18 protein-coding genes are annotated in these 21,335 nt (G+C 70.7%); 9 read left to right on the forward strand and 9 right to left on the reverse strand.

Annotated elements, in window-relative coordinates:
• The first annotated feature begins 75 nt into the window (after positions 1-75).
• Positions 76-663: a pentapeptide repeat-containing protein gene (locus QSK35_RS12590; RefSeq protein ID WP_285745508.1), complete on the forward strand. Its 588-nt coding sequence runs from the start codon at positions 76-78 to the stop codon at positions 661-663.
• Here QSK35_RS12590 and QSK35_RS12595 read toward each other — a convergent pair.
• Positions 642-3,140, reverse strand: a complete 2,499-nt coding sequence (locus QSK35_RS12595; protein ID WP_285745510.1) for a TNT domain-containing protein — start codon at positions 3,138-3,140, stop codon at positions 642-644. The two genes, QSK35_RS12590 and QSK35_RS12595, sit on opposite strands and share 22 nt — an antisense overlap.
• Before the next feature lie 166 nt (positions 3,141-3,306).
• On the opposite strand from QSK35_RS12595, the gene QSK35_RS12600 reads away from it, so the two are divergent.
• From QSK35_RS12600 to QSK35_RS12620, 5 genes are all read left to right on the forward strand, one after another.
• Entirely contained in the window at positions 3,307-4,455 is a 1,149-nt protein-coding gene (locus QSK35_RS12600) for an MFS transporter (RefSeq protein WP_285745512.1), read from the forward strand.
• Positions 4,456-4,681: 226 nt separating this feature from the next.
• Positions 4,682-5,626, forward strand: a complete 945-nt coding sequence (locus QSK35_RS12605; protein WP_285745515.1) for a DMT family transporter — start codon at positions 4,682-4,684, stop codon at positions 5,624-5,626.
• Positions 5,623-6,480: a bifunctional methylenetetrahydrofolate dehydrogenase/methenyltetrahydrofolate cyclohydrolase gene (locus tag QSK35_RS12610; RefSeq protein ID WP_285745516.1), complete on the forward strand. Its 858-nt coding sequence runs from the start codon at positions 5,623-5,625 to the stop codon at positions 6,478-6,480. The genes QSK35_RS12605 and QSK35_RS12610 overlap by 4 nt, the downstream gene beginning before the upstream one ends.
• Positions 6,467-6,790, forward strand: coding sequence for a DUF3017 domain-containing protein (locus QSK35_RS12615; RefSeq protein WP_502881646.1), 324 nt, complete (start codon positions 6,467-6,469; stop codon positions 6,788-6,790). Before QSK35_RS12610 ends, QSK35_RS12615 begins: the two co-directional genes overlap by 14 nt.
• A gap of 58 nt (positions 6,791-6,848) precedes the next feature.
• Entirely contained in the window at positions 6,849-7,379 is a 531-nt protein-coding gene (locus tag QSK35_RS12620; protein ID WP_285745518.1) for a DUF998 domain-containing protein, read from the forward strand.
• On the opposite strand, the gene QSK35_RS12625 is transcribed toward QSK35_RS12620, so the two are convergent.
• Positions 7,354-7,917, reverse strand: coding sequence for a TetR/AcrR family transcriptional regulator (locus tag QSK35_RS12625; protein WP_285745520.1), 564 nt, complete (start codon positions 7,915-7,917; stop codon positions 7,354-7,356). The genes QSK35_RS12620 and QSK35_RS12625 overlap by 26 nt on opposite strands.
• A gap of 68 nt (positions 7,918-7,985) precedes the next feature.
• Between QSK35_RS12625 and QSK35_RS12630 the strand changes: the two genes are divergently transcribed.
• Positions 7,986-8,546 (forward strand): dihydrofolate reductase family protein, encoded by a 561-nt coding sequence (locus QSK35_RS12630; protein WP_285745522.1) that lies wholly within the window; start codon positions 7,986-7,988, stop codon positions 8,544-8,546.
• On the opposite strand, the gene QSK35_RS12635 is transcribed toward QSK35_RS12630, so the two are convergent.
• The 5 genes from QSK35_RS12635 to imuA' all read right to left on the reverse strand — a co-directional run bounded on the left by QSK35_RS12635 (position 8,524) and on the right by imuA' (position 17,667).
• Complete coding sequence (locus QSK35_RS12635; protein ID WP_285745524.1) at positions 8,524-11,445, reverse strand: AfsR/SARP family transcriptional regulator; 2,922 nt, start codon at positions 11,443-11,445, stop codon at positions 8,524-8,526. The genes QSK35_RS12630 and QSK35_RS12635 overlap by 23 nt on opposite strands.
• A 182-nt stretch (positions 11,446-11,627) precedes the next feature.
• A complete protein-coding gene (locus QSK35_RS12640; RefSeq protein WP_285745526.1) occupies positions 11,628-11,972 on the reverse strand; it encodes a GrpB family protein in 345 nt (114 codons plus the stop codon).
• 68 nt (positions 11,973-12,040) lie between these two features.
• A complete protein-coding gene (locus tag QSK35_RS12645) occupies positions 12,041-15,334 on the reverse strand; it encodes an error-prone DNA polymerase (RefSeq protein ID WP_285745528.1) in 3,294 nt (1,097 codons plus the stop codon).
• Between the two features lie 103 nt (positions 15,335-15,437).
• Positions 15,438-16,946 (reverse strand): DNA polymerase Y family protein, encoded by a 1,509-nt coding sequence (locus QSK35_RS12650; RefSeq protein ID WP_285745530.1) that lies wholly within the window; start codon positions 16,944-16,946, stop codon positions 15,438-15,440.
• A gap of 43 nt (positions 16,947-16,989) precedes the next feature.
• Positions 16,990-17,667 (reverse strand): DnaE2-dependent mutagenesis accessory factor ImuA', encoded by a 678-nt coding sequence (imuA', locus tag QSK35_RS12655; protein WP_285745532.1) that lies wholly within the window; start codon positions 17,665-17,667, stop codon positions 16,990-16,992.
• Positions 17,668-17,882: 215 nt separating this feature from the next.
• On the opposite strand from imuA', the gene QSK35_RS12660 reads away from it, so the two are divergent.
• Together QSK35_RS12660 and QSK35_RS12665 are read left to right on the forward strand one after the other, a co-directional pair.
• Positions 17,883-18,470, forward strand: coding sequence for a hypothetical protein (locus tag QSK35_RS12660; protein ID WP_285745534.1), 588 nt, complete (start codon positions 17,883-17,885; stop codon positions 18,468-18,470).
• Complete coding sequence (locus QSK35_RS12665) at positions 18,467-19,165, forward strand: hypothetical protein (RefSeq protein WP_285745536.1); 699 nt, start codon at positions 18,467-18,469, stop codon at positions 19,163-19,165. The genes QSK35_RS12660 and QSK35_RS12665 overlap by 4 nt, the downstream gene beginning before the upstream one ends.
• Here QSK35_RS12665 and purH read toward each other — a convergent pair whose 3' ends face one another.
• Together purH and purN are read right to left on the reverse strand one after the other, a co-directional pair.
• Positions 19,166-20,734: a bifunctional phosphoribosylaminoimidazolecarboxamide formyltransferase/IMP cyclohydrolase gene (gene purH / locus QSK35_RS12670; RefSeq protein WP_285745538.1), complete on the reverse strand. Its 1,569-nt coding sequence runs from the start codon at positions 20,732-20,734 to the stop codon at positions 19,166-19,168.
• On the reverse strand, positions 20,731-21,315 hold the full coding sequence (gene purN, locus QSK35_RS12675; RefSeq protein WP_285745540.1) for a phosphoribosylglycinamide formyltransferase: 585 nt from the start codon (positions 21,313-21,315) through the stop codon (positions 20,731-20,733). The genes purH and purN overlap by 4 nt, the downstream gene beginning before the upstream one ends.
• Positions 21,316-21,335 lie beyond the last annotated feature (20 nt).

Below are 21,335 nucleotides of genomic sequence, written 5' to 3' on the forward strand. Positions count from 1 at the left end.
CGTTGACCTGGGTCGGGCGGGATTGCCCGGCAACCCCGCACGTTACCAACAGGTGGACACTGCCAGAGTGTGAGTGTGGACATCATCGGGGAGGACTACACCGACGCCGTACTGCCCTCGGAGAACTGGGAGCGGCGAACCTTCACCTCGTGTGACTTCACCGACGCCGACCTGCGCTCACTGGTGACCTCGGGGTGCACGTTCACCGACTGCGACTTCACGCGTGCGGACCTCGGCGAGTCGGCGCACACGACCACCGCGTTCCGGTCGTGCAAGTTCGTCGAGACGACTCTCGGTGGGGCCACGTTCAAGTCGTGCAGCCTGCTGGGGTCCATGTTCGTGGACTGCCGGATGCGGCCGATCTCGTTCGAGGAGACCGACTTCACGCTCGCGTCGTTCGTCCGGGCGCCGTTGCAGAAGCTCGACCTGCGCGGGCAGCGGTTGCGGGAGACGAACCTCGAGCACGCCGTGCTGTCGGAATGCGACCTGCGGGACGCCGACCTCGCCGGGGCACGGCTGCTCGGGGCGAAGCTCAAGGGGGCCGACCTGCGCGGGGCCCGGCTGGACGCCACCGCGCTCCGGCAGGCGGACCTGGCCGGAGCGCGGGTGGATCTCGAGACGGCGGTCGCCTTCGCCGCCGCCTACGGCTTGCTGGTGGAGTGAATGTCCGACGTGATCTCGACCAGGACGCCGTCGGCCACCATGTCCTCCAGCGACTTGGGGAACAGGTAGGCGGTCCCGCCACCCGGCTGCTCGAACCACGGCACCGCCACGCCGGTCAGCACCTCGATCGGCCGGCGCAGCCGGTACACGCGGTACGGCCGGTTGACCCACGACGGCACGAGCGAACGCTCCGGGAACGGCGTGCCCGCCACGTAGGCGAGGTTGCCGGTCGGGTCGCCGTAGCGGTCGACCTCCGTGCCGGCGGGCAGTTCGAACATCTGCTTGTGCCGGAACAGGGTCAGCGGCGGCTCGCCGCTCATCGGCGAGATCGGCCAGGTGCGCTTGCCGGAGTCCGCGTTCACCGGTTCCGGCGCCCGCTGTGGTGGCGGCGGTGGCGGCGGCATGACCGGGCGGCGCGGTTCCTCGCGGAAGCCGTTGATCACCGGCGGCTTCGGGCGCGGCGGCTGTGCCTGGGGTTGGGGCTGCGGCTGCGGCTGCGGCGGTTGATGAGGCTGGGGCCGCGGCGGTGGTGGCAGGGTGCGGAAGTTGCCGAGCACCAGCTTGCCGATGAGGTACGCCGAGGCGTCCTCGATCCGGTCGAACCGCATCGCGTGCTTCGGTCCCTGGTCGAACCAGGCCACCTCCCACGCGTCGCCGTCGAGGTGGACGTGCCACGTGCGGTCGACCTGCTCGCCGCCGATGCGGTATGCGCCGGGCGGAACGTTGAGGTCGTCCAGCGCGCGGCGCGTGCCGGAGATCTTGTTCTCCTCCTCCGCGGTGACCTGACGCGGTTCGGGCTCCGGCTCGGGCTCCGGCTCGAGGTCGAGCTCGAACTCGGTGGTGTGGTCGGCGCGCTCGAACTCGGCCGCGACGTCGAAGTGCGCCGTGGTCGGGATCTCCGCGATGTCGGGCTCGTCGGCCTCGACGACCGGGTGCTCCTCCGTGAGCTCGACGGCCGACTCCTCGACGACCGGGTGGTGCTCCTCGGTGACGACCGGGTGTTGCTCGGTGACAACCGGGTGTTCCTCGGTGAGCTCGGCCTCCACCTCGTCGAAGTCCGGGCTCCACGCGGCGGTGTCGTCCTCGCCCGCGGCCTCGTGCGCCGGGGATTCGTGGATCGGGGACTCGTGAATCGAGGAGTCCTGGATCGGGCTCCAGGCCATCGTGTCCTGCATGGCGTCGGGCTCGGGACGCTCCTCCGCGAACGAACGTTCCTCGGTGAACTCCTCCGCGTACGGACGCTCCTCGGCATAAGGACGTTCTTCCGCGAACGGCCGGTCCTCCGGCTCGGCGGAGCGCTCGTCCGCGTGCGGCGCGAAGAGGTCCATGCCGTCCATGTAGGTGTCGCGCAGCCGGCGGTCGTCCACCTGATCGGGGATGCCGTCCTCGTCGAAAGTCACCCGATAAGGCGGTCCTGCGGGCGGCTGTTCGACGGCGGGCAGGTTCGCCGTCTCCTCCACCGGCTCGACCATGACGGTCTGGTCGGTGAGCTCCTCGGGCTCCGGCTCGGGCTCGACGAGGTCCTCGACCGTCTCGGTCAGCTCCTCGGGTTCGGGGTCCTCGGCGACCACCTCGGGTTCGACCGGCGCCTCCTCGACCGGTGGCGGCTCCACCGGGGCGGCGACGACGGGCAGGGGTGTGCCGGCGGGGGCGGCGGGCGCGCCGAGGTTCGCGGCGGCGGCGAGCCGGGCGTCCTCGGACACCTCGGGCAGTTCGAAGTCCGCCTTGCGGGCCCGTTCGACCAGGTCCGCCTCCGGCGGGACGCCGTAGGCACGCAGGTAGTAGCCGACCGCGGCCGGCCAGATCCAGTGGCCGTCGGTCTGGAACGCGGCGGGCACGACCTGGGGCGCGTCGGTGGCGAGCACGTCGGCGTCGAACCCGCGGCCGCCGGTGACGACCGGGGCGCTGTCCAGGTACGCGAGCAGCGCGTCCAGCTCGTGCTCGGGCACCGGCGGGCGGTTCACCGACGGCCGGCCGTTCGGCCCGGCGCCGTCGAACACGCGGGCGGTGCGGAACCCGCGCTGCGGGGGTTGTTGCTGCTGGGGCGGGGGCCCGACCCGGCGGCGCAGCCAGTCCGGGATGTTCTCCTCGGCCCGCGGGAAGAACCGCAGCTCGTCGATGTACGCCTGCTGTGGCGGCGGCGTCTGCCACTTCGGCTCGGCGCGGTCGAAGTCGAGGTTGTAGCTCGACGGGTGGTCGAGCTGGTAGCGGGCGTTGCTCCAGCTCCCCCGGCCCTCGCGGTGCATGCCGGCACGCAGCCGGGCGAACAGCCCGGCCACATCCTGCGGCGGGGCCCAGCCGTGCACCGAGCCGTCCGCGAGCTTGAGCTCGGCGGCCAACTCGAAGTACCGGCCGGTTGCGCGGTACTCGGCGACGACCTGGCGCCACTCTTCCGGAGCGGCGCGCATCAGGGTCAGGCCGATCTGCTTGACCAGAGCGTCTTGCTCTGTCGGGTTCAACGGCTTCGGCTCGGACACGCAGACATCTTCCCTCGCGACTCGCCGGATCGCACACGTCCCCCAACTGGGCCAGATGGACGAACCGTGGGGTTGACCTTGACCTTAGCCCGGTTTCGTCGTAACGAAAAAGCCGATCATGCTCGTCTCGACAGGAACTGTCGGACCCATCAGGCAAAGTGACGACATGCTCCGCACCGGCCTGCGCTCCCTGTTCGCCTGGGCGTTGCTGGGCCGCCTGCACCAGGCCGCGACCCCGGTCGCGCTGTCGTTCCTGATCGCCGGATGGACAGGTTCGTACACCATCGCGGGTGTGGTCGGCGGCGCCCTGACCGTCGGTTACGGCGTCGCCGGACCGGTGCGCGGGCGTGCCGCCGACCGGGCTCCGGCCGCACGGCTGCTCGTCGCAACCGCCCTGTCGTACGGATTGGGGATCTTCCTGCTCGGTTGGCTGCCGTCCGTATTGCCCAGCGGGTACTGGCCGCTGGCGGTTGTGGTCGCTGTGTTGGTGGGCCTCGCGATGCCTCCGGTGACGCAGATTTCGCGGGCGGCGTGGCCGCGCCTCGCGTCGGGTCCCGCGCTGAACGGTGTCTTCGCTTTGGAAGCGTCGATGCAGGAGCTGCTGTACGTGGTCGGCCCGTCGGTCGCCGCCTTCGCGGTCGCGTTCTGGTCACCCCGCTCGGCCACCTGGTTGTGCGCCGCGCTCGCCGTGGCCGGGGCTTTGGGGTTCATGGTCGCCGTGCGCCGCGCGGGCGTGGACTCGCCTCTTGAAGGGCACCGGCCGGTTGATGGTCACCTGCTGCGCGACGGGCCGCTGCTGTCCGGGCTCACCGTGTCGATGACGCTCGTGTCGGCGATCGTCAGCGTCGACCTCGTGCTGATCGCCTGGGCACGGGACGGCGGGCGCCCCGCGCTGGCCGGTGTGCTCGCCGGTGTGTGGGCGGCCGCGTCGTTCGCCGGTGGGTTGCTCGTGGCCAGGTGGACGGGGCCGGCGCGGTTTCCGCTGCGGATCCTGCTGACCGCGCTCGGGCTGGCCGCGCTGGTGCCGGCCTTCGGGCAGCAGTCGCCGTGGCTGGTCGGAGTGGTGCTGTTCGTCGGTGGCATGGCGATCGCGCCGGCCATCGCGGCGAACAACTCCCTGATCGCGGCGCTGGCGCCGCCGGGGCGGCAGGCGGAGGCGTTCGGTTGGATGACCACGGCACAGACGGTGGGCAGTGCGGTCGCCTTACCCGTGGCCGGGTGGTTCCTCGACCACGTGGGCGCGTGGGCGGCGACGGCGTTCGCCGCGGTGATCGCGCTGCTGGCCGCGGGTCTCGCGCTGCGGGTGCGCCGATGAAGGCGGACGGCCGCGCGGGTGGTCAGCACCTGCGCCTTCCCGACCACGACGGCCCCAGCGCTGCGGGTGCGCCGATAACGGCGAACGTCCGCGCAGCTCCTCAGCACCAGCGCCTTCCCGACCACGACGGCCCCAGCGCTGCGGGCGCGCCGATCGCCACCACCCGCACGCACCACACACCACCCACCGGCAGCGCCATCGCCGCCCCCTCACCGCGAGCGTGCCGATGACCACCACCCACGTCCACACCACCCCCACCAAGTTCCTCGGCGGCCTCTTCGCCCTGGTCGGCGGCGCCGCGGTGGCGGTCCAAGGCCGGCTCAACGGCGAACTCGGCCACCAACTCCACGACGGCTTCCTGGCCGCACTCGTGTCGTTCGCCGGCGGCCTACTACTCCTGCTGCTCCTGGTCCCGACCACCAAACCCGGCAGACGCGGCATCGCCCGCCTGCAACAAGCCCTCAAAGATCACCGGATCCGGTGGTGGGAATGCATCGGCGGCACGTGCGGAGCGTTCCTGGTGATGTCGCAGGGCCTGGCCGTCGCGACCATCGGCGTCGCGGTCTTCACGGTCGCCGTCGTGACCGGTCAGGTGGTGAGCAGCCTGCTCGTCGACCGCGCCGGGCTCGGCCCCGCGGGCCCGAAGCCGCTGACCGCCCCGCGCGTGGCGGGCGGGCTGGTCGCGGTGGTGGCCGTCATGATCGCGGTGTCGCACGAGTTCGACCGGCCGGCGACGCTGTGGTTCGCGGTGCTGCCGCTGATCGCGGGCGTGCTGATGGGGTGGCAGCAGGCGGTGAACGGCCTGGTGCGCGAGGCGTCGGGCAGCGCGCCCGTGACGACGTTGCTCAACTTCACGACCGGCACGGCCGCGCTGACGATCGTGTCGGCCGTCGACGTCGCGGTCAGAGGACTCCCGGAAAGCGCGCCGAACACGTGGTGGCTGTACGTCGGCGGCGCGCTGGGCATCCTCGGCGTGGGCGGCGCGATCGTCGCGGTGCGGTTCATCGGGGTGCTGATGGTCGGGCTGTGCGCGGTGTCCGGGCAGCTGATCGGCGCGGTCGCGCTCGACGCGGTCCGGGGCTCGCTGGCACTGCCGACGCTGGTCGGCGCCGCGCTCACGTTGGTGTCGGTCGTCGTCGCCGTGCTGCCGAGTGGGAGGATGCGGGGGTGACTGCGACGCTTCTGAACGGTCGGGAAACCCGCGACGCGATCTTCGAACAGCTCAAGGAGCGGGTCGCCGCCCTTGCCGGACGCGGGGTCCAGGTGGGACTCGCGACGGTCCTGGTCGGCGACGACCCCGGCTCGCACTCGTACGTGAAGGGCAAGCACGCGGCGTGCGCCAAGGTCGGGATCAACTCGATCCGCAAGGACCTGCCCGAGGAGACGACCCAGGCCGAGCTCGAGGCCGTCATCGACGAGCTGAACGCCGACCCCGCGGTCACCGCGTACATCGTGCAGCTGCCGCTGCCCAGGCACCTCGACGCGAACGCGATCCTGGAGCGCATCGACCCGGCGAAGGACGGCGACGGCCTGCACCCGGTCAACCTCGGCCGGCTTGTGCTCGGCAAGGACGCGCCGCTGCCGGCGACCCCGCGCGGCATCCTCGAGCTGCTGCGCCGCTACGAGGTGCCGATCGCGGGCGCGAACGTCACCGTCGTCGGCCGCGGTGTGACCGTCGGCCGCCCGATCGGCCTGCTGCTGACCCGCCGCTCGGAGAACGCGACCGTCACGTTGTGCCACACCGGCACCAAGGACCTGGCCGCAGAGGTGCGGCGCGCGGACATCGTGATCGCGGGCGCCGGCAGCCCCGGCCTGATCACCGCGGACATGGTGAAGCCCGGCGCGGCCGTCGTCGACGTCGGCATCACCCGCACCGAGAACGGGCTCGTCGGCGACGTCGACCCCGGTGTCGCCGAGGTCGCGGGCTTCCTGGCGCCGATCCCCGGCGGCTCGGGCCCGATGACGATCGCCATGCTGCTGTCCAACACCGTCGAAGCCGCCGAGCGCCGCGATGCGACGGTCTGACGCCGAGGCGGCGGTCCTGATGCCCGAACAGCGCTGGCGTTCCGCCGCCGGACGGCACTTCCCGTTCGCGCTGGTGGTCGGGGTGACGCTGGTCGGCCTGGTGCGGATCGGCCTGTACCACTGGCGCGAGGGCGCGGTGTGGATCGGACTGGCCCTGCTGATCGCCGCGGGACTGCGGATCCTGGTCACCGACGAGCAGGCGGGCCTGATCAAGATCCGCAGCCGGGCTGTCGACGCACTGCTGTACTCGGCGTTCGGGATCGCGGTGATCACCGTCGCCATGACGATCATCGGCGGTCCGCTCAGCTGATCGCAGCGGGCACGGATTGTCGGGCCGGGCACCACTGCCCGGCCCGAGCATTCACCGCATGCGAAAAGCCTTGCTGTGGTGCGGTTTCGCACCGGTCGTCTTCGTCATCGTCCTGCTGGTCGAGGGGTGGCTGCGTCCCGGTTACGACCCGGTTCACCAGTTCGGCAGCGAACTGAGTCTCGGTCCGCGCGGTTGGATCCAGGTGACCAACTTCGTCGTCACCGGCGTGCTCGTCCTCGCGTTCGCGACCCGGCTGCGCGGCGCGCTCGCGGTTCTCATCGCGATCTTCGGCGCCACGCTGGTCGTCGCGGGACTCTTCACCACGGATCCGAATCATCAGAGCGTCGCGGGCATGATCCACGACCTCAACTCGTTGCCCAACTTCGCCGCGCTCGCGGCGGCCACATTCGTGGCGTCGGCCAAGCGGATCTATCGGTGGTACTCGGCGGGCACCGGCGTCGTCGTGGTCGCCGGGTTCGTCGCCGCGATCGCGACACCGGAACACGGGCTGTGGCAACGGATCTGCATCGTCGCCGGGTTCTGCTGGGTGGGCGCGCTGGCCGTCAGAACCGCTCGACCATCGCCTTGATCAGCGCATCCTGATCCACAGTGGACAGTACGCCGGGCAGCGTCAGCCGCTCCACGATCAGGCTGCTCATCGCCAGATAGAGCAGCTCGACCGTGGTGCGGTCGCCCGGCAGCCCCGCCTCCGTGTGGAACGCGACGTTGAACTCGATGTTGTCGCTGATCGTCCTGGTCAACGCCGCCCGCAGCTCGGGCCGCCGCGTCGCCTCCAGCCGGAGTTCCAGCAACGCCAGGTAGCTGCTGCGATCCGCGTCCGCGCGCGCCACGATGTCGTGCATGAACCGCTCGACCAGCGCTTTGTCGCGCGGCAACGCGAGCGATTCCGCCAGCGAGGCGTCCGACGGCATCAGGCGTTCGTGGATCTTCACCGCGATCTGGTGCAGCAGCTCGTCGCGGTTCGGGAAGTAGTTCGACGAGGTCCCCGCGGGCACGCCGGCCTCGGTGTCGACCGCGCGGTACGTCAGGCCGCGCGCACCCTCGCGCGCCAGCACCTCGATCGCCGCGTCGAGCAGGGCCGCCCGGCGTTCGGAGTTTCTCCGCATGAAATTCCTCCTTGAACCACTACAGTCAGAGTACTATGGTTGTAGTGGTTAAGAGAAGGGACCTGGGGATGCGAAAGCTCATCTACTTCGTGGCCACGACGCTCGACGGATTCATCGCCGAGGAGGACGGCTCGTTCGACGGCTTCCTGTTCGAGGGCGACCACATGACCGCGATGGTCACCGAGTTCGGCGACACCCTGCCCGCTCAGGCCAGGCAGGCGCTGGGCATCGACGCGCCCAACCACAACTTCGACACGGTCCTCATGGGCCGCAACACCTATCAGGTGCCCGGCGGGTTGCCGAGCCCGTACCCGCACCTGCGGCAGTACGTCGTCTCCAGCACGCTCACCGGCACGCCGGACGACGTCGAGGTGATCTCGGGCAACGTTGTGGACAAGGTGCGTGAACTGAAGAACGAGGACGGCCTCGACATCTGGCTGTGCGGCGGCGGCAAGCTCGCCGCGGACCTGGCGGGCGAGATCGACGTCCTGCACCTCAAGGTGCACCCGATCGTCTTCGGCACCGGCGTTCCGCTGTTCGACGGCAAGATCGACCGGCAGGTGTTCAAACCGGTAGGCACCAAGGCCTACGAGAGCGGGGTCGTGTTCACCCGCTTCGAGCGGACGTGATCTCTTCGAGGAGGCGCGAACACTCCTCGTAGATCAACCGGTGCGAGGTCGACCTGCTGCCATCCAGTGCCTGTTCGGCGTAGACCTGCGCCATGTCCGCCGAACCCAGCCGGAGATGCAGGCGGGCCAACGCCACCAGCGTGTCCCACCGCCCACGCGGATGGGACTCGGACGACGCCAGCGCCGCCCGCAGCTCGGTCATCGCGTCGTCGTACCGGCCGAGCCGGAAGTACGTGGTGCCCAGCACGTGCCGCGCGCTCGTCTGGGTGCGCGGCATGCCGATCCGGGTGGAGATGGCGAGCGACTCGCGTGCCGTGAGCAGGGCGTCCTCGAACCGGTCGAGGTCGCGGTAGGCACCCGCGAGGTTCGCCAGGCACCCCGCCTCCTCGACGGGTTCACTGTGCTGACGGCAGAGTTCGAGCCCGGTGAGGTAGTGCTCGACGGCCCGGTCGAGCAGGCCCAGCGCCTGCGCCGACCGGCCCGCGTGCGTCTCGCCGAGCATGACGCCCCACCGCAGTCCCGCGCGGTGCGCGACCGCGATGGACTCGGTGTGCAGCTCGTAAGCCCGGTCCAGCTCGCCCAGTTCCCAGTGCACGTCGCCGTACACGGCCAGCGCGGGCACTCGGGAGGGCAGGTCGTCGGCCAGCTCCAGCGCCTGCCGGTAGCACTCGGCGCTGTCCGGCAACCGGCCCATCGAGATGTACGTGCGGCCGAAGTTGGCCATCAGCGCGCAGCGCAACGCGGGCACCCCGGCCTCGACGATCGGGCGCGCCTCCTCCAGCAACGCCAGCGCCCGCTTGTACTCGCACTGGCTCCAGTACGCGGCGGCCAGTCCCATCAACCCGTACGCCTGGCCCGCCGCGTCGTTCACGCGGCGCGCGCCGGCGAGCACGGCCTCGGTCGTGCCGATCCACTCGACGATCGTCCGATGCCGCTCGAACTGGGTGCTCAGCGCGACGCACAGCTGGGTCGCGACGCGGATGTCCCCGCGCTGCGCGGCTTCCCGCGTCGCCGCGACGAGGTTCGCCGTCTCGTCGTCGAGCCAGGTGATCGCGGACTTCTCGTCGGCGAACTCCGTCCGCGGCCCGTCGAGCACGTCGCGGTAGGGCCGCGGGTCGAGCGCCCTGATCACGTCGCGCGCGATCAACCCGTAGTGCCGGGACAACCGTTCCAGCGCGAAGTTCCGTTCCGCCAACGGATCCTCGTCGCGGCAGCGTTCGAACGCGCACAGCCGCAGCAGGTCGTGGAACGTGAACCGGCCGGACCGGTGCTCGTCGACGAGATGCGCCGCGGCCAGCGTCTGCAACGCGCTCACCGCGTCCCGCAGGCTCACGTCCGCCAGCGCCGCGACCGCGGGCGCCGTCACGTCCCGGCCGGGCACCAGACCCATGAGCCGGAAGACCTTGCGCGGCAACGGTTCCAGCGCCGCATAGGAGAGGTCGATCGCGGCCCGCACGGCCGTATCCGGGTCTCCGGGCACGGTGAGCGCGGCGAGCCGGTCACCCGTGCGCAGCTCCGTCACGTACTCGGCGATGCCGCGCCCCGGCCGGGCGAGCAGGTTGGCGGCGGCGATGCGCAACGCCAGCGGCAGCCGCGCGCATAGCTCGACCAGCTCGCGCACGGCGTCGGGTTCGGCGCTGATCCGGGCCGGGCCGAGCACCTGTTCGAGCACACCGCGCGCGTCCACCCGGCTGAGCACGTCCAGCACGAGCCGCTGGGCGCCGTCGCGCGCGACGAGGCCGTCGAGGCGGTTGCGGCTGGTGATCAACACGAGGCAGCCGGGTGTGCCGGGCAGCAGCGGCCGCACCTGTTCGGCGTCGAAAGCGTTGTCCAGCAACACGAGCACGCGCCGGTCCGCGAGCTCGGAGCGGTACGCGGCCGCCGCGGTCTCGACGTCGACGGACTTGCCCGCGTCGACGCCGAGCGAGCCCAGCATCCGTTCCAGCGCCTGCACCGGTGTGAGCGGCGAGCCCGCGCCATGCCCGCGCAGGTTCAGGTACAGCTGACCGTCCGGGAAGTTCGCCCGGACGCGGTGCGCCCAATGCACGGCCAGCGCCGTCTTTCCGACCCCCGCGGTGCCCGCGATCGCCGACACCACCACGGTCGTGGACGCGCCGCCGAGCACATCGTCCAGCAGGCGCAACATCTCCTCGCGGCCGGTGAACCCGCGAACGTCCGCGGGCAGTTGCGCGACGACGCGACGTGGTGCGTCCAGGGCTGCGTCCTGGTTGAGGATCTCCAGGTGCAACCGGCGCAGGTCACTTCCGGGCAGCAGCCCCAGCTCCTCGTCGAGAATGCGCCGGCCGTCCTCGTAGACCTGCAACGCCTCCGCCTGCCGACCGGCGCGGTACAGCGCCATCATCAGCATCCCGCGCGACTCCTCGCGGAACGGGTGATCGGCGACCAGCGCGCGCAGGGTCGCGACCGCGGTCTTGTGCCTGCCCGCCGCGAGCTCGTCCGCGGCCAGCCCCTCCTGCGCGGCGAACCACGTCTCCAGCAGCCGGCCGCGCACCGCCTCCGCGTCGCTCAGTTCGCCGAACGGCCGGCCCCGCCACAGGTCCAGCGCCTCGCCGAACCGCCGGTCCCGTACGTGATCCTCGAACAGGAACATGTCGAGCTCGTTGCGCGCGACGTCGATGCGATATCCGCCCTGGCCGCTGGCGATCCGGTCCTCCTCGATCAGCCGCCGCAGCTCCCAGACGTAGGTCTTGGTGTTCGCCACCGCCGAGCGCGGCGGTCGCTCGCCCCACACGGCGTCGATCAACTGCTCGACGCGCACCCACTCGTTGGCGTGCACGAGCAGGGCGGACAGCAACACCCGTTGTTTCGCCGCACGGAGGACGACCGGTGTGCCGTCCGATCGGGCGACGCCGACGGCACCCAGCACTCGGAAGAACACCGGAAAAGGGTGGCACACACCACACCGACCTGCCGATGTACCGGCGATGTACCGCCATCCGGGACCGTTCCAGCCGGGGAACCCTCCCGTCCAGGGGGTGGGAGGGCTCCCTGCCGTCAAACGAGGAGGGGCTCACCGTGTGGTTCTGGCGCTGGGAACCGTTGGCCTGCCGGATGCGGCCGCTACGACGCGGGGGCTGCTGGCGCGCCCGCGTTCGATGAATCCGGCCCCGATCGGCCGAGGTGATGCTGGATCTCGTCGAAGAAGGCGGTCTTGGCTCGGGTGTAGTCGTCGTAGTCGGGGTCGTCCGCATGCGTCTCGGCGAGCGCGATCTTCAGTTCCTGGTACCGCGCGCGCTGGTCCGGGTTCGCGATGAGCCAGTCACGGAACCGCACGGTGTACCTGCCGAACGGCGAATCCGGCACCTGCTCGGTCCCGCGTGGGTTGTCCCTCCGCACGCCGGGAGAGTCCGGCCTGCTGCCGTGCGCGCGCTCGAACCCGGCACCGGCCAGCAGCGGGTCGAGCACTCCAGCCTGCGTTCGGCGATTCGCGCCACTCGGCGTCGTACGGCTCGATGCCGATCACGCCACCATGTCTAGCGGAAGTCCCGGGAGCGGGACGGAATCCGCAGGTCCAGGTGCTGCAGCCGATCCGCCTGCAGGCTGATCACCCCTTCGGCCGCCTCGACGATCCCGCGCACGAGCAGCGCCGAGCTGGTCCGGGCCACGCGCCGGTACTTCGCCCACAGACCGGTGGTGCACACGACGTTCACCATGCCGGTCTCGTCCTCGATGTTGAGGAACGTGACCCCGCCCGCGGTCGCCGGCCGCTGCCGGTGCGTCACGGCGCCGCCGATCAGCACACGCATGCCGGGCTCCACAGAGGACAGTGCGGCGGTGGGCAGCGCGCCCAGCGAATCGAGGTAGGAGCGGACGAACTGGGTCGGGAAGCTGTCCGGTGACAGGCCGGTCGCCCACACGTCGGCGGCGGCGAGCTCGATGGAGTCCATGCCGGGCAGCGCGGGGGCGACGGTGCCGACCTCGGTGCCGGGCAGGCGGTCCGGGCGGATCGCGGCGACCGCGCCCGCCGCCCACAGCGCCTCGCGGCGTTCGAGGCGGAAGCAGCCGAACGCGCCCGCGGTGGCCAGTGCCTCGACCTGTGCGGTGGTGAGCTGCACCCGTTCACCGAAGTCGACCATGTCGCGGAACGGTTGCGCGGCAACGATTCTGTCCGCGATCTTCGTGCTGATCGTGCGCACGGAGTCCAGGCCGATGCGCACGGCCTGCTTGGCGTCGACCACCTCGAGGGTCGCGTGCTGCAGCGAGGCGTTGACGTCCGGGCCGAGCACGGTCACGCCGTGCCTGCGCGCGTCGGCGACCAGCGACTGCGGCGAGTAGAAGCCCATCGGCTGCGCGCGCAGCAGGGCCGCGCAGAACGCCGCCGGGTAGTAGAGCTTGAACCACGCGCTCACGAACACCAGATGCGCGAACGAAAGCGCGTGACTTTCCGGAAAGCCGAAGTTGGCGAACGCCAGCAGCTTCTCGTAGATCCGGCCGGCCAGCTCCTCGCCGATCTCGTTCCGGGCACAACCGGCGTAGAACCGCTCGCGCAGGCGTTCCATGCGGGCCGTGGACCGCTTTGCGCCCATCGCGCGACGCAGTTCGTCCGCCTCGGCCGCGGTGAAGTCGGCGACGTCGACCGCGATCTGCATCAGCTGTTCCTGGAACAGCGGCACGCCGTAGGTCTTCTCCAGCGCGTTGGCCAGCAACGGATGGTCGTGCTCCCACTTCTCCAGCTTGTTGCGCCGCCGGATGTACGGGTGCACCGAGCCGCCCTGGATCGGGCCCGGCCGGATCAGCGCGACCTCGACCACCAGGTCGTAGAACTCCCGCGGTTTCAACCGCGGCAGCGTCGCCATCTGCGCGCGGCTTTCCACCTGGAAGACGCCAACGGAGTCGGCCTGCTGCAACATCAGGTAGACGTTCTGGTCGGTGAGGTCGATCTTCCACATGTCGACGACCAGGTCCTCGTGCTCGCGCACCAGGTCGATCGCGTAGTGCAGCGCGGAGAGCATGCCGAGGCCGAGCAGGTCGAACTTGACCAGCCCGATCGACGCGCAGTCGTCCTTGTCCCACTGGAGAACCGTGCGCTTGTCCATGCGCGCGCGTTCCACCGGGCACACCTCGCTCACCGGCCGGTCGCAGATGACCATGCCGCCGGAGTGGATGCCGAGGTGACGCGGGAAGTTCTCCAGCTGTGCGGCCAGCTGCAGCACCGACATCGGGATGTCGCAGTCGTCCGTCGTGGTGCGCAACGGGCCCCAGCGGTCGATCTGCTTGCTCCACGCGTCCTGCTGGCCGGGGCTGTGCCCGAGCGCGCGCGCCATGTCGCGCACCGCGGACTTCGCCCGGTAGCTGATCACGTTCGCGACCTGCGCGGCGTGCCTGCGGCCGTACTTGTTGAAGACGTACTGGATGACCTCCTCGCGCCGGTCCGACTCGATGTCCAGGTCGATGTCCGGCGGGCCGTCGCGTGCGGGCGCGAGGAAGCGTTCGAAGAGCAGCCCGAACCGCACCGAGTCGACGTTCGTGATGCCCAGCGCGAAGCACACCGCCGAGTTCGCCGCCGATCCCCGGCCCTGGCACAGGATGTCGTGGCGCACGCAGAAGTCGACAATGTCGTGCACGACGAGGAAGTAGCCGGGGAAGCCGAGCTGCTCGATGACCCTCAGCTCGTGCTCGATCTGCCGGTACGCCGCGGGGTTCTCGGCCGGCGTGCCGTACCGGACGGCCGCGCCGCGGTAGGTGAGCTGCCGCAGGTGCGAGTTCTCGTCGAGTCCCTCGGGCACGTCGAACGGCGGCAGGTTCGGCGCGACCAGCTTCAGGTCGAACGTGCACTGCATGCCGAGCAGCGCGGCGCGCTGCACCGCACCGGGGAAGCGCTCGAACCGGCGCGCCATCTCCTCGCCGGACCGCAGGAACGCCGCGGGCGCGGGCGGCAGCCAGCCCGCCATCTCGTCCAGGCTGCGCCGCGCGCGCACGGCGGCCATCGCCGCGGCCAGCCGTCCCCGCGGCATGGTCGCGTAGTGCACGGCGTTGGTCGCGACCGTGGGCAGACCGAGGTCGCGCGCCATCGCGTCGAGCAGGTCGTTGCGCGTGCTGTCGTCCGGATAACCGTGATCGACCAGTTCGACGTACACCCGGTCACGGCCGAACAGATCGACGAGCCTGCGCATCTCCCCGACCGCGGCGGCCGGCCCGTCGAGGTCGAGCGCGCGCCGCACGGCGCCCTTGCGGCACCCGGTGAGCACCACGACGTGGTCGCGCGTGTCCTCGGCGACCTCCTCCAGCCGGTAGACGGGCTTGCCCTTCTCGCTGTCGCGGGCGAGCTGGCCGGTGGTGATCGTGCGGCACAGCCGGTGGTAGCCCTCCTGCCGGTTGGCCAGCAACAGCAGGTGGTCGCCTTCGGGGTCCGGGACACCGTTGGGCACGTTCTCCAGGCCGAGGCTCAGCTCGGCGCCGAAGACCGTCTTCACGCCGAGTTCCTTGGCGGCCTCGGCGAACCGGACCACGCCGTACATCCCGTCGTGGTCGGTCAGCGCGATCGCGTCCAGTCCCAGCTGCTGCGCGCGTTCGACCAGTTCCTCGGGATGGCTGGCGCCGTCGAGGAAGCTGAAGTTGGAGTGGCAGTGCAGTTCGGCGTACGGCACGCGGGCGCGGGTCGTGTCCCGCTCGTCGACCCTGAGCTCGAACTCCGGTGGCGCGACGTAGCGTTCGCGGTGGTGTGTCCACGCCGGACTGTCACCGCCGTCTCCCGGTTGTTTCCAGGGTTTGCCGGAAAGCGCCCGTTCGAGCTCCTTCCAGCGGACGGGCGGGTTGTTCCACCCCATCAGTCCACTGCCGGCCTGGGGAACGGAATCACGTTGTCCGGCAAGGGTTCCCAGCCGAACTCGATCAGGTAGGCGGCGTCCTGGATCTCGGCGTCGTCGTTCATCAGTCGTACACCCCTTCCACTGCCCACCTGCCGTCCTCGCGAACGAGCAGGAAAGCCGTTTCTCCCGCGATGACCTGCATCCGCGCGGCGCGTCGCGCCGTCTCGGGGTCCCACCAGCGTTCGTCCACCGGCCACGGACCCGACCACGCAGCCACGTCCAGGGACGGCCCGCCGTTCAACGCGAATCGGTGCGGAATTCCGGTGAGGTCGTTGCGTCCGGTCACAACAACGTCTTGACCAGCGGCGTCGGTAAGTGTGGCCGGTTGGCTCTTCACCGTTGCCGGAGAAGGCCCGTTGAGCCGTCCGGGCCAAGGCTGGTCCGGGTCGTGGCGCGGGGTCTTCTCGTCCCCCCACGGCACCAACCTGACCTGGTCCTCCGGCCCCCGCCCGCCGCCGAGCACCGGGGTGAGCACACCGTCCGGCCCGAGCAAACCCTGCACGTGCACGAACGCCCGCGCGGCCTTCTCCGCGCCCGCGTCGTGGCCCCACAACCCGAGCTGCAGCGCCGCCGCGTCGATGACCTCCTCGGGAACCAGCCTCAGCAGGTGCACGCCGGCCGTCAGGGTGTTGTTGGTGAGCCAGCCGTCGAGCTGCCAGCGCACCCGGTCCGCGATTCCCTTGGGGGTCAACGGTTCCGCGCACCGCCACACGCGGTGCACCTCTTCACCGTGCTCCGTGCGCGCGTGGATGCCCAGCCTCATGCATGCCTGTGCTCTTTCGTTCAGCTCGGCGTGCAGCCGTTCCGCGAGTGCCTTCGCGGCGAACGCGGCCTGGTCGACGCGTTCCACCGGCGGGTCGAAGTGCTGCGTCACCTCCAGGTCCTCCACCGGTTTCCGCTTGGCGAGCGGCCGCTCGTCCAGGCCCCTCGCGTTTTTGTGGGCCTGAACCGCGAGCCCGCCGAACCGGTCCGCGACCTTGCGCTCGTCCAACTGCGCGAACGCCCCGAGCGTGCGGATGCCCAGGCGCCGCAACAGGTCCACCAGGTCGGGCTCCGTCAGCTCCTGGATGCCCAGCGGGGCCAGGAACTCCGCGCTCCGGTTTCTTGCGACGATCACTCCTCTGTGGGCCGCCTTCGTCGCGGCGAACAGGCCGTCGGCGATCCCCACCTGCGCCTCGACGCCCGTGGTCTGGGCGACGTGGTCCACGAGGCGCTCGGCCGCGTTCTCTTCTCCTTCGAAGTAGCCCGCGGGGCCTTGTGCGGCGACGGCGATCAGTCCTGGGCGGATCACCTCGATACCTGGTGCGAGTTCCTCGACGGCCGCGGCCACCGGTTCGAACAGGCGGGCGTCACGGGTCGGGTCCGCTTCGAAGATCTTCAACTCCGGGCAGCGTTCCTGGGCCTGGCGTTTGCGCATGCCTCGGCGTACGCCTTCGGTTCTCGCGATCGCCGAGCAGGACGTGATCTCGTTGCCTCTCGCGACTGCGGCCGGGATGTGCGGCAGCAGGTTCTCGGCAGCCGCGGCGGCGATGACTGGCCAGTCCGGGCACCACACGATCAGCAGGCGCATGGCGTCCTCCGTCGGGCCGGCGCTCCGGACCAGTCGTCGCCCGTCACGGCACCCATGCCAGTTCCCCCTTGCTGTGCAAGAACTCGATGCGGCCGCCACCCACCAGATCCAGCTCAACCGTCCGCGGCCGAGCCGCCGCACCACGACCACTCGCACGCACCGTCAGCGCCTGATCTCGCAACTTGCCGTGCCCCCGGCCAAGCCCCTCCCAGCGCGAACCGACGACCTGCAACTCCACATCCGCCCCCGGCCAAGCCCCGAAGGCGAGCAGGACGGCCTTGCGTTGGCGCGCGCGGGCCGAGAGCCGGCGCGCGAGGCTCGGCGACAGCGACCTCGTGGCCTCCACTGCCACGAGGTCGATGCCGTCGAGCAGCGCCGCGACGACCGCGGCCGGGTCCCCACCCGGTCGCGGCACCAGCGCCAGCCGGTGCACCGCCACGCCCAGTTCGGCCGCGGCCAGGACACCGATGTGCGGCAGACCGACCACGGCCGCCCAGCAGCCGGTCGCGGTCGCGCCTGCCAGCAACGCGAGCAGCAGGGACGTCGAACCTCCCACCGACACCGTGCTGCCTCGTCGCAAGCCGCCCCACGGCAGCAGGTCCGCCAGTTCCCCGCGAACCGGCAGAACCCGCCCCGTGGCGTGGTCGGCAGTCGTCTCGGTCAGCTCGCTGGCCGGGTTCACCCCGAGCGCGACCAGCGTCGCCGTTGCCGACCTCGACACCTGCCAACCTCCCGTCCAGCCGTGAGCACCCCTGAACACGGCCACCGCGGGAAGTTCGGCGACTCGAACATGCGTTCGAACAACGGGGACAGCCTAGCGCGCTATGCCACCCCGCTGTCAATGCCCCTGGTCGGGCGACATTGGGTCCACTCTGGGTAACCGCTGCGGCACACCGGATGACAAACTGCACGGCAAATCCACGAAGAGGAGGTCCGATGATCCGCCGCCGCGGAATGCTCATCGGTATCGCGGCGCTGCTCGTCGTCAGCGGATTGGTGGCTCTCTACCTCTCCTACACGCGGCCGATCGGGTTACCACCGACCGGCGAGACGTTGCCGCCCCAGTGCCAGATCAGCGAGGCCCTGAAACGGGAGGCGCACGTCAGCAACCCCGCGCTGATGGCGCAGCCGGACCCGAGCCGGCGCGAGCTCGTCCGGCACACCCACTGCTTCTGGCGGCAGACCACCGACCGGGACGGCGCGGACCGGCGCCTCCTCGGCATCCACGTCTACGACCACGGCGACTCGCCGAACCCGCGCATGGCCGCCGAGAGCACCTACAACGACCAGCGGCAGCCGCACGAACGCGAGGTCACGGGCCTCGGCGACCGGGCGTCCGTCGCGCAGGCCGAGCCCGACGACAACATGCAGGTCACTCTCCTCGTGCTTCGGGACACGCGGGTCTACAAGGTGATCTACCGTGGCGCGGACCGCGGTTTCCTCTTCGACCGGCCCTATCCCGTCGAAGAAGGCGAGCGGATCACGAAGCAGGTCGTGGCAGAACTCATGGGGGCACAGAAATGACCGCACCTCCCGGATGGCATCCGCACCAACAGCAACAGCAGCAGTGGGGCCCGCCACCACCCGGCTACGGCTACCCGCCGATGCCACCGAAAAAGAGCAAGGCGCCCGTCGTCATCGTCGTGATCGCGGTCCTGCTGCTGCTCGGCGGCGGGGGCACGGCCGCGTTCTTCTACTTCAACGCGCACAAGGACGGCGGCCGCGCCCACACCGGTGACAAGCTGCCGGAGCGGTGCACGACGGTCTCCGAGGCGACGCTCGCGGCCGTCCGCACGACGAACCCGAACGCCAAGATGTCCAACGAGATGAACAGCAACGGCCGGAAGTTCACGTCGTGCAGCTGGACCCAGACGAAGGGTCGCGACGGCGAGGGCCTGCGGTCGCTCAGCCTCCGCATCGAACAGGGCGACGAGACGAGGCAGACGTACGAGATGTGGGAGCGCCAGGCCAAGTCGAACGGCCAGGGCACCATCCAGACCAAGGAGCTGTCCGGCGCGGGCGACCAGGGCGCGGTGATCCTCGTGCTCACCGACTCGGCGTTCACCGAGGTCGACATGGTGGTGCGCAAGGGCGACACGGTCGTCGGACTCGACTACATCGGCTGGGACGTCGGCATCTTCTCCCCGACGAAGCCCGACCTCGCCGAGTTCGAGCAGAACGCCCGTAAAGCACTCGACGAGGTCGTCGCGAAGATCTGATCAGTGGGCGAAGTGGCGGGTGCCCGTCAGGTACAGGGTGACGCCCGCCGCCTCGGCCGCCGCGATCACTTCGCCGTCCCGCACGGAACCGCCGGGCTGCACGACGGCGCGCACACCCGCCTCCAGCAGCACCTCGAGGCCGTCCGGGAACGGGAAGAACGCGTCGGACGCGCCGACGGCACCCTTGGCGCGGTCACCGGCGCGCTTCACCGCGAGGTGCGACGCGTCGACCCGGTTGACCTGGCCCATGCCGACACCGACGGTGGCGCCGTCGTGCGCGAGCAGGATCGCATTGGACTTCACCGCGCGCAGTGACCGCCACGCGAACGCCAGGTCCGCGAGCGTCTGCTCGTCCGCGGGCGAACCGCAGGCCAGCGTCCACTTCGTCGGGTCGTCGCCCTCGGCGTCGATCGCGTCGCGCTGCTGCAGCAGCAGGCCACCGGACACCGGCCGCATCTCCGCACCGCCACGCCGGGGCGGTTCGGCGACGAGGATGCGCACGTTCTTCTTGCGCTGCAACACGTCCACCGCGCCGTCGGCGTACGACGGGGCGATGATCACCTCGGTGAAGATCTCCGCGACCTGTTCGGCCATCTCCACGGTGACCTCGCGGTTGGCCGCGATGATGCCGCCGAACGCGCTCACCGGGTCGCACGCGTGCGCCTTGCGGTGCGCGTCCGCGATGTTCACATCGGACACCGCGATGCCGCACGGGTTGGCGTGCTTGATGATCGCGACGCACGGCTGCTCGTGGTCCCACGCGGCACGCCACGCGGCGTCACCGTCGAGGAAGTTGTTGTACGACATCTCCTTGCCGTGCAACTGCTGCGCCGACGCGAGACCCGACGTGCCGTCGCCCTGCGTGTAGAGCGCCGCCTGCTGGTGCGGGTTCTCGCCGTAGCGCAGCACCTGCTTGCGGTCCCAGGTCGCCCCGACCCAGCCGGGGAACACCGTCTCGGTCTCAGGAGCGAGCACGCTGCCCATCCACGACGCCACCGCGATGTCGTACGTGGCGGTGTGCCGGAACGCCTCGACGGCGAGGCGCTGCCGGTCGGCGAGCGTGGTGCCGCCGTCGCGCACCTGCTCCAGCACCCAGTCGTAGCGGGCCGGGTCGACGATGACCGCGAGGCTGGCGTGGTTCTTGGCGGACGCGCGGACCATCGCCGGGCCGCCGATGTCGATCTGCTCGACGCACTCGTCCGGCGACGCGCCGGAGGCGACGGTCTGCGTGAACGGGTACAGGTTCACGACCAGCAGGTCGAACGGCGCGATGTCCAGGTCGCGCAGCTGCGCGAGGTGCGACTCCTTGCGCGTGTCCGCGAGCAGACCGGCGTGCACGCGCGGGTGCAGCGTCTTCACGCGGCCGTCGAGGCACTCGGGGAACCCGGTGACCTGCTCGACCGGCGTCACCGGCACGCCCGCGTCGGCCAGCACCTTCGCGGTGCCGCCGGTGGAGACGATCTCGACTCCGGCCGCGTGCAGGCCGGTGGCCAGTTCGAGCAGACCGGACTTGTCGGAGACCCCGATGAGGGCCCGGCGAATCGGCCGCCTGTCGGCAGGAGTGGTCACGGAAAACTCACCTTTCGTCCGTTCACGGTGCAGCCCTCGCGGACAAGCCGGGCGACCGTGTCGACCAGCAGCCGCCGCTCCACCACCTTGATGCGTTCGTGCAGGCTCTCTTCGGTGTCGTCCGGTTCGACGACCACGGCCTCCTGCGCCAGGATCGGCCCGGTGTCGACGCCGGCGTCGACGAGGTGCACGGTCGAGCCGGTCACGCCCACGCCGTACGCCAGCGCGTCGCGGACCCCGTGCGCGCCCGGAAACGCGGGCAGCAGCGCGGGGTGCGTGTTGATCATGCGACCACCGAACCGGGCGAGGAACACCGGTCCGAGGATCTTCATGAAACCGGCCGACACCACCAGGTCAGGCTCGTGCTCGGCGACGGCCTTGGTCAGCGCGGTGTCCCAGGCGGCGCGGTCGGCGTGGTCGCGCAGCTTCACGACGAAACTCGGCACACCGGCGCGTTCGGCTCGGGCGAGGCCTTCGATGTTCTCCCGGTCGGCGCCGACGGCGACGATCTCGACGGGGAGGTCGGCCGCGTCGAGCAGCGCCTGCATGAGGGTCCCCGAACCGGAGACGAGGACGACCACCCTCGCCGGGTCGGGAAGCC

The organism is Lentzea sp. NBRC 105346, from assembly GCF_030269605.1.
Lineage (GTDB): Bacteria > Actinomycetota > Actinomycetes > Mycobacteriales > Pseudonocardiaceae > Lentzea.

Excerpts from the sequence above, each read along its gene's own strand:
- QSK35_RS12600 (WP_285745512.1), top strand. The coding sequence starts at position 3,307 with ATGCTCCGCACCGGCCTGCGCTCCCTGTTCGCCTGGGCGTTGCTGGGC.
- QSK35_RS12605 (WP_285745515.1), top strand. The coding sequence starts at position 4,682 with ATGACCACCACCCACGTCCACACCACCCCCACCAAGTTCCTCGGCGGC.
- QSK35_RS12615 (WP_502881646.1), top strand. The coding sequence starts at position 6,467 with ATGCGACGGTCTGACGCCGAGGCGGCGGTCCTGATGCCCGAACAGCGC.
- QSK35_RS12620 (WP_285745518.1), top strand. The coding sequence starts at position 6,849 with ATGCGAAAAGCCTTGCTGTGGTGCGGTTTCGCACCGGTCGTCTTCGTC.
- QSK35_RS12625 (WP_285745520.1), bottom strand. The coding sequence starts at position 7,917 with ATGCGGAGAAACTCCGAACGCCGGGCGGCCCTGCTCGACGCGGCGATC.
- QSK35_RS12630 (WP_285745522.1), top strand. The coding sequence starts at position 7,986 with ATGCGAAAGCTCATCTACTTCGTGGCCACGACGCTCGACGGATTCATC.
- QSK35_RS12645 (WP_285745528.1), bottom strand. The coding sequence starts at position 15,334 with ATGGGGTGGAACAACCCGCCCGTCCGCTGGAAGGAGCTCGAACGGGCG.
- QSK35_RS12650 (WP_285745530.1), bottom strand. The coding sequence starts at position 16,946 with ATGCGCCTGCTGATCGTGTGGTGCCCGGACTGGCCAGTCATCGCCGCC.
- QSK35_RS12660 (WP_285745534.1), top strand. The coding sequence starts at position 17,883 with ATGATCCGCCGCCGCGGAATGCTCATCGGTATCGCGGCGCTGCTCGTC.
- QSK35_RS12665 (WP_285745536.1), top strand. The coding sequence starts at position 18,467 with ATGACCGCACCTCCCGGATGGCATCCGCACCAACAGCAACAGCAGCAG.